Source organism: Arthrobacter sp. TJ-265 (assembly GCF_058269135.1).
Map to the genome: position 1 here is coordinate 263,784 of NZ_JBZCND010000004.1, position 6,766 is coordinate 270,549.

The 6,766-nt window shown below is 65.5% G+C and carries 11 protein-coding genes; 2 read left to right on the forward strand and 9 right to left on the reverse strand.

Features of this window, described 5'->3' with window-relative positions; genetic code table 11:
- The first annotated feature begins 32 nt into the window (after positions 1–32).
- Together AC4D2E_RS15140 and AC4D2E_RS15145 are read left to right on the forward strand one after the other, a co-directional pair.
- The gene (locus tag AC4D2E_RS15140) at positions 33–1,454 is read left to right on the forward strand and encodes an FAD-binding oxidoreductase (RefSeq protein ID WP_490953137.1); all 1,422 of its coding nucleotides are present in this window, start codon (positions 33–35) and stop codon (positions 1,452–1,454) included.
- Between the two features lie 150 nt (positions 1,455–1,604).
- Positions 1,605–1,979 carry a response regulator transcription factor gene (locus tag AC4D2E_RS15145; protein ID WP_181033642.1) on the forward strand — a complete coding sequence of 125 codons (375 nt, stop codon included), beginning with the start codon at positions 1,605–1,607 and terminating at the stop codon, positions 1,977–1,979.
- A 33-nt stretch (positions 1,980–2,012) separates the two neighbouring features.
- Here AC4D2E_RS15145 and AC4D2E_RS15150 read toward each other — a convergent pair whose 3' ends face one another.
- The 9 genes from AC4D2E_RS15150 to AC4D2E_RS15190 all read right to left on the reverse strand — a co-directional run bounded on the left by AC4D2E_RS15150 (position 2,013) and on the right by AC4D2E_RS15190 (position 6,579).
- Positions 2,013–2,186, reverse strand: coding sequence for a DUF4113 domain-containing protein (locus tag AC4D2E_RS15150; RefSeq protein ID WP_490953138.1), 174 nt, complete (start codon positions 2,184–2,186; stop codon positions 2,013–2,015).
- 91 nt (positions 2,187–2,277) lie between these two features.
- Positions 2,278–2,469 (reverse strand): hypothetical protein, encoded by a 192-nt coding sequence (locus AC4D2E_RS15155; protein ID WP_490953139.1) that lies wholly within the window; start codon positions 2,467–2,469, stop codon positions 2,278–2,280.
- A 213-nt stretch (positions 2,470–2,682) separates the two neighbouring features.
- Positions 2,683–3,357, reverse strand: a complete 675-nt coding sequence (locus AC4D2E_RS15160) for a F510_1955 family glycosylhydrolase (protein WP_490953140.1) — start codon at positions 3,355–3,357, stop codon at positions 2,683–2,685.
- Between the two features lie 2 nt (positions 3,358–3,359).
- Positions 3,360–3,503, reverse strand: a complete 144-nt coding sequence (locus tag AC4D2E_RS15165; RefSeq protein ID WP_490953141.1) for a hypothetical protein — start codon at positions 3,501–3,503, stop codon at positions 3,360–3,362.
- A 224-nt stretch (positions 3,504–3,727) separates the two neighbouring features.
- Positions 3,728–4,303, reverse strand: a complete 576-nt coding sequence (locus AC4D2E_RS15170) for a DUF305 domain-containing protein (RefSeq protein ID WP_490953142.1) — start codon at positions 4,301–4,303, stop codon at positions 3,728–3,730.
- Positions 4,304–4,510: 207 nt separating this feature from the next.
- Positions 4,511–4,795, reverse strand: a complete 285-nt coding sequence (locus AC4D2E_RS15175; RefSeq protein WP_490953151.1) for a zinc-binding dehydrogenase — start codon at positions 4,793–4,795, stop codon at positions 4,511–4,513.
- Positions 4,692–5,432: an NAD(P)-dependent alcohol dehydrogenase gene (locus AC4D2E_RS15180; protein WP_490953143.1), complete on the reverse strand. Its 741-nt coding sequence runs from the start codon at positions 5,430–5,432 to the stop codon at positions 4,692–4,694. Before AC4D2E_RS15180 ends, AC4D2E_RS15175 begins: the two co-directional genes overlap by 104 nt.
- Positions 5,433–5,515: 83 nt before the next feature.
- Positions 5,516–6,256 carry a DUF4386 domain-containing protein gene (locus AC4D2E_RS15185; protein ID WP_490953144.1) on the reverse strand — a complete coding sequence of 247 codons (741 nt, stop codon included), beginning with the start codon at positions 6,254–6,256 and terminating at the stop codon, positions 5,516–5,518.
- 50 nt (positions 6,257–6,306) lie between these two features.
- A complete protein-coding gene (locus tag AC4D2E_RS15190; RefSeq protein WP_490953145.1) occupies positions 6,307–6,579 on the reverse strand; it encodes a hypothetical protein in 273 nt (90 codons plus the stop codon).
- Positions 6,580–6,766: the final 187 nt, after the last annotated feature.

Below are 6,766 nucleotides of genomic sequence, written 5' to 3' on the forward strand. Positions count from 1 at the left end.
GTGGGCAGTCCCACGAAGGAGGTAGTGCGGAGATGACGACGATCCATGACAGCGAGGCGGGCCGGCGGACCATCCACGCCCTGAACGCCCTGCGCGCCCAGTTGCTCGGGTCCCTCATCGAGCCGGAAGATCCGCTCTACGAGGACGCCCGGAAGATCTGGAACGGAATGATCGATCTGTACCCCCGGGCCGTCGTCCGGGCGGGCTCGGTGGCGGACATCGACGCCGTCCTCGCCACGGCCAGGGACACCGGGCTGCCCCTGGCCCTGCGAGGAGGCGGCCACAACATCGCGGGCCACAGCACCGTGGACGGCGGACTCGTGCTGGACCTGGGCGGCCTCCGGGGCATCACGGTCGATGCCCGGCGGCTCCTGGTGACGGTCGAGCCCGGGGCGACCCTGGCGGACGTGGATCGGGCCACTGTGGGCCACGGTCTCGCCGTCCCCCTCGGGGTGATCAGTGGCACCGGGGTGGCCGGGCTGACGCTGGGCGGGGGTGTGGGCTGGTTGACCCGCTCCTGTGGCCTGTCCCTCGACGCCCTCGTCTCCGCCGAGATCGTCACAGCGGAAGGGGAGCACGTGCGCGCCAGTGAGCAGGAGAACCCGGAGCTGTTCTGGGGGCTTCGCGGTGGGGGCGGGAACTTCGGCGTGGTCTCCGCTTTCACCTTCCGCGCCCGGCGGCTGCCGTCGGCCATCCTGGGCGGCAACTTCTTCTACCGGCGTCCGCGCTGGAAGGAGGCGCTGGGCGCCTTCGACGGGTGGGCGACGGGCCTGCCGGAGGAGATGACTCCCATCATCTCCTTCCTGGTGTTCCCGCCGGAGTTCGGCCTGGGGGACGAGGCGTGGATGGTCGTCGGGTTCGCGTGGGCCGGCGAGGACCATCGGCCCGGCCTGGACCTCGTCGAGCAGCTGAGGGGCGCTGCGCCCCCGGACGAGGAGGAGGTGGGCGCCACCACGTGGCTGGAGTGGCAGGCGGCCATGGACGGGGTGTTCCCTCGGGGTTCCCGCGGCTACTTCAAGAATCTGTCCTTCTCCCGGCTGGACGACGACGTGATCGACGTCCTCGTGGGTTTCCTCTCCGAGATCGCCTGGACGGGAACCGGCATCGATCTCCACCTGATGGAGGGGGCGTTCGGCCGGGTTCCCGAGGACGCGACGGCCTTCCCCAATCGCTCGGCCCGGTACTGGTTCAACATCTACGGCTTCTGGCAGGATCCGGGCGAGGACGCGAGGCTGACAGCCTTCACGCGCAGGGCCTATTCGCTGATGCAGCCCTTCGCCGAGCACGGACAGTACGTCAATTTCATGGGCGCCGAGGCCGGGATCGACGCGCGGGAGGCCGCACTGCAGACCTACGGCCCGGGCGCCTTCGACCGATTGGTGGAGCTGAAGGACCGGTACGATCCGCTCAACCTCTTCCGCCGCAACCACAACATCCCACCGAGTCGCGGCTGAGGGATGGCCCCGGGCCGGATCCCGGCCGCGGGACGTGGCATCGCTTGTCAAGCCGCCGGGAGACCGTCCGTCGGGGCCTCCCTCTGGTCCAGGGAACGGTAAGGTGGCTGATGATTACTCGGGAACGGCATGGGAGGGAGGTCCGGCAGGATGTTGCAGCGCAGCGCGGTCGTCATCGAGGACGACGCCGACATCCGCCGGTTGCTCGTCATCGTGCTGTCCGGGCGGAAGTTCGAGGTTCACGAGGCCGGCACCGGAGCGGAGGGGCAACGCCTCGTCGACGCGGTCCAGCCCGATCTCATCACGCTCGACCTCAATCTGCCGGACGTGGACGGTCTCGACCTCTGCCCTCGGCTTCGGGCCCATTCGGACGCGCACATCCTCACGATCTCCGCGCGGCCCCCGCAGCTCACCGAGGAGCAGTGCCTGACGGCGGGTTCCGACCAGTTCATGGCGAAGCCCTTCAGCCCGCGCGCGCTCCGCGCCTACCTCGACGACGTCCTCCCCGTCCTCGACGCCGCGTAGCACGAGGACGGCGCTGCCGCTCGTCGCGAGCATCTAGCGGGCCCTGACGACGGGCAACTCCGACCACTTCGTCGTGTAGTGGGGCGAAAACGGGTCTTGAGGAGCTTTCGACGAGGGTCGGCCCGGTGTGTAGCGGAAACGTTCGTATTCGCCACATAGGGAGTGCTGTGCTGTCTCAGTGGATCCGTCTGTTTGGCGCGACGTCAAGCACTTAGCAGAGATGATCGCTGAATGCTTCTCGGAGGTGCGAACAACTGATCAACGCTCGTTACCCGTCAAACCGTTTCCGGCTGTGCGCTTACCGGGGTGGTGATGTGGCGAGCCAGGACCCGATCAGCTGACCGTCCTCCTGCGACATCCAGAACGTGACCTCCTGCGGGCCGTCACTGGTTTCGATGGTCAGGTCCACGGCGATGCCAATCTCGTTACCTACCGTTCGGCTGAGATCAAAGCTCATCAGGCGCGGCGGGGAAGGAATGTCCTCTTCCATGATGATCGTGATGTCAGCGGCAGTGACAACATCCCGGAGCACTCCCAGGTCTGTGCTCGGGTGGACCATCCATAGGGCGCCGCTGTCCAGGCTCGTCTTGTCCTACGCATACGGGCACTTCACGCGGTGAGTACGGCATCAGCGCGAACCAGCCCGACGCGGCCCGCAGGCAACGCAGAACAGAGCAATTCACCATGCCCGAAGTTGTGCCGCTCACGCTTTCCCCAGCTCTTCGATACCTTCGTTGGTGGCTACCCAGATACGGAGCGCGCTATCAGCTGCGTATGTTGCGGCGATGGCTGCAGGTACTCCCTGAACGGTGCCCCGTTCGAGCCAGGTGAGTCCGGAGTCAGCGCTGGTATACACGGTTCCGTTGGGGGTCACGCCAATGGCGGTGTCGCCGGCGAACGTCGTGAACACCAAAAGCGGGGCGTTCGGGACGGTGGTCCAGGTGGATCCGCTGTCCTCGGACCGGTACAAGCCGTCTTCCGTGGTGGCTAAGACGGTTCCGTTGGTGGCTCCGGCTAGGTTGTACGCGGGGATGTCGTCGGCGGTGACGGTCCAGTGATGCCCATCAGTACTGGTGACGATTCGCCCTTCATGGCCTATCAGCCCGGTACTGGTTGCAGCGAGGGCGTGGAGGTCCGTTTCACCCTGGCGTGAGACGGGCGCCCACGTGTGCCCGCCGTCGGTGCTGGTGATCAACCCGACCGGGTCCGGCAGGTCCGTGCCGGCACCAGGGTGCCCGGATGCATAGAGGGTTCCGTCGCTGGTGCTGGTAAAGCCCATGAGGTCGATCGTCGGGCCGATCTGCTGGGCGGGGGTCTGGGTGACGTCGAACAATCCGTCGTGGGTGGCAAGCAAGATGCGGTTGGTTCCTGGGTCCACGCTCATTCCATGGATATGCCCGGATGGGTACCCGCCGAGGCCGCCGGTTCCATCGGTGAGTTCTGGATCGTGGAGGTCGGGGTGGTGCAGGCGCTGAGCAGCACGGCGAGAGCCGCGGTCGTGCCCAGGCGTGTGATGCGGGACATGGTCGAAAGCAATGGGCGTCCTTGAGGAGTCGAGAGTCGGACAGAACTAGTGATGAAGAGCTGGTGATGAAGGCGGCGCCGATGTGGATGGAACGGGGCACCCACATCGGCACCTGTCATCGGGCAATCACATCCCTACAGCGCGTCAGATCAGGTCACATCGCAGTGGATCAAACGTGCGACGTCCGAGGCTGGGATGGATTGCGAGGTGTTGCTCGCGCGGATTAGAGGCCCGCGAGGAGCTCTTCCATCTCGGCGGACTCGAGCTCGGCCATCTGGTCCTCGCTCATTATGCCTTCCATCGAGCCAGAGCCGCCCATGTCAGATCCCATAGTGCTCATGGAGTGGCTTTCCATGCCGCCTTCGGGCTCCATGGGCTCACCCCAGGCCTCCAGCCAGCCGGTCATGGTCTCGATCTCGGGGCCCTGGGCGTCCTTGATCTTCGTCGCGAGGGCTGTGATCTCCGGGCTGATGCCTTCCTTGGCGAGCATCATGTCGCTCATTTCCACGGCCTGCTTGTGGTGGGGAATCATCATCTGCGCGAACATCACGTCCGCGTCGTTGTGCTCGGCCATAGCCTCGTCGGACGCACCCGACGTCGCATCAGTGGTGGTTCCGGTGGTGGCTTCTGCAGTGGCGCTGGGGGCCGCCGTTGCTGAGCTTTCGCTCATGCCTTCCATGCCCTCCATGCCCTCTATGTCTCCGCCGGAGGACGAGCCGCAGGCGGACAGGGTGATAAGGGCGGCAAGGGACAGGGACGCAAGGGAAAGAGAACGCTTCATAGTGGTCAGATCCTTCAATACTCAGATGGAGGTTTGTCAGCTGGTCGTACCGCGCACGAGACGGCGGGTATGACGGGAACCAGGTGAGCGCGTACGGGCGCAGTCCTGGCAGGTCGCGGCAGTTGCGGAAGCGTCGGGAGGACACCCTCCATGATGGAAGGGCTTGTTGGTTCGCCCCGTCGAGGTGGTTTGGGTATTCGAACAGGAGTGGCTACTGGAGGAGTGTTAGTTGGTTTCGGGCGGGGCTTCGGGCTTGGACGGGGCGACGACCTGCACGACGACGTTGCCTCGTTTCCGACCGGCATCGACGTAGCGGTGCGCCTGGGCGATGTCGGTGAGGGTAAAGGTGCGGTCGATGACGGGGCGGAATTGGTTTGTCTCTGCGAGTCGTGCGATGTGGGCGAGATCAGCGGCGGTGAACGGTACGTTGCCGGCGATGATGTGCGTGTGGGTCCGGCGTGAGCGCAGACCTGCGGCCAGGATTCCGGTGAGGCCGGCAATGATCGACAGGAGCGCTCCCCCCGGGCTTGATCAATGGCCGCAATCGCCGGAATGGTACGTTGCCGACACAGTCCACGACCACGTCGTAGGCCGCGATCATCTGGGTGAAGTCTTCCCTGGTGTAGTCGATGACCGTCTCGGCGCCGAGGGTACGAACCAGGTCGGCGTTGGCGCCGCTGCACACTGCCGCGACGCGGGCGCCTGCGAGGGTGGCGAGCTGCACGGCCGCGGTTCCGACGGCGCCCGAGGCCCCGTTGACGAGCACCGATGTTCCCGGACCAAGATTTGTCCTGCCGAGGAACGCGTGGGCGGTGATTCCGCCGAAGACCAGCGCCGCGGCTTCCTCGGACGTCAGGTTCGCGGGCTTTTCGGTGATGGCCCCATTCTGCGGGACAGTGACGTATTCGGCGTGCCCGCCGAACGTTCCGCCCAGCATGGCGATCACCTCGTCACCGGGCTTGAAGCGTGTGACGTCAGGGCCAACGGATTCGATGACACCGGCGATGTCCATGCCGAGAACCGGGATGCGCGGGGCAGTGAACCCGAGGGTGGCCGAGCTGAGAAGCTTCAGTCCTTTCGGAATGTGTTTGGTCCGGGCCCGGTAGTCAGCGGCGCTGACAGTGGTTGCCTCTACCTTGACCAGCACGTCGCCGCGTCGAGGGGTGGGCTTGGGTCGTTCCTCGATACGGACTACGTCCGGGCCGCCGAACCGGCGGTATACGGCGGCCCTCATCGTCCGGTCTCGCCGCTCGTGCCGGTACCCGGCGCGGTGAGCTCGGCTACCGCGTCGGGGTTGAATCCTCTGACGATCAGCCAGATGCCCATCCCGAACTCCCAGATGGCCAGGAAAAGGGCGCCGACTCCGGCCAGCGGCGACACCGGACCCCACAGGCCAAAGAGCATGCCGACGGCCCCGGCGATGAGCAGCGGTGCCCCGATGAATCCGAACACCGGCAGCACCCGGGGCAGCAGACGGGACTTGTACATGAGCGAGCCGAGCAGCAGGGCGTTGAACGCGGGCATCAGTCCTTGTCCGAGCAGTGTGGTCCAGGCGTGCTGGGCCAGCAGTGCCTGCCCGGTAAGAAGCGCTTCGTCGCCGGCACCGGCCTGGCGGAGGGTGACGATCGACATGAGAGCGACGACCCCGGCGAAGATGGCACCTGCCTCCAAGATCCGCGCTCCGACGAATCCGAGCGCGACGCCTTCGTTCTGTCGCTTCACCACTGGATACAGTGCGACGCTGGTTCCGATGCAGGCCAAGGCGACGATGACTTCCAGGAGCCCACCGATGATGACAGGGGTGTCGGGGCCGGGACCGGTGATGTATTCAGGGTCGGTTCTTACGCGGCCATACAGGAAGAGGGTCGGGATCGACGCGAACGTGAGGAGGTAAAGCACGCCGGCTGCCAGCGCGGTCTTCCGGTGGGAAACCAGGCGGACCTTCGTGGGTCCGGGTTCTGAGGAAATCATGATGATCTGTCTCCTGAGGCGAGGGGCGGGCGCGGGTGCCTATGCGGGTGTCAGCGGGCGGTGGGCAGCCAGCGGTCGCCGCGCTTAATCACGTACTGGCGGACCAGGTAGGGCCAGGGAAGGATGACGAGGACGATCACGACAAGCGAGCAGCTGATCGCGACACGGGTGGTAGCGTCGTCGAGTTCACCGGCGAGCCAGAGTGGCAGCGCCACAGTGCTCAGCCAGATGAGCTTCCAAGTCATTTCGAACAGCAGGATCGGGATCATCTTCACTGGGTAGCGGACACCGAGGAAGAACAGCAGGGACTGCGCGACGAGCATGCACACCACCACCCCCTCCATCAGTGCCCAGGACGCATCGTGCCCGATCAGCAGGGGCCACCGGGACTGTAAGAAAAACGGTGTGTGAGGGTCCGGCCTGATCCGAGAGGAGATGGCCGTGAACGACTTCACGACCGAAGCAACAGAGACGATGATCGATCCTGTGACGGGAGAGATCATCGATCAG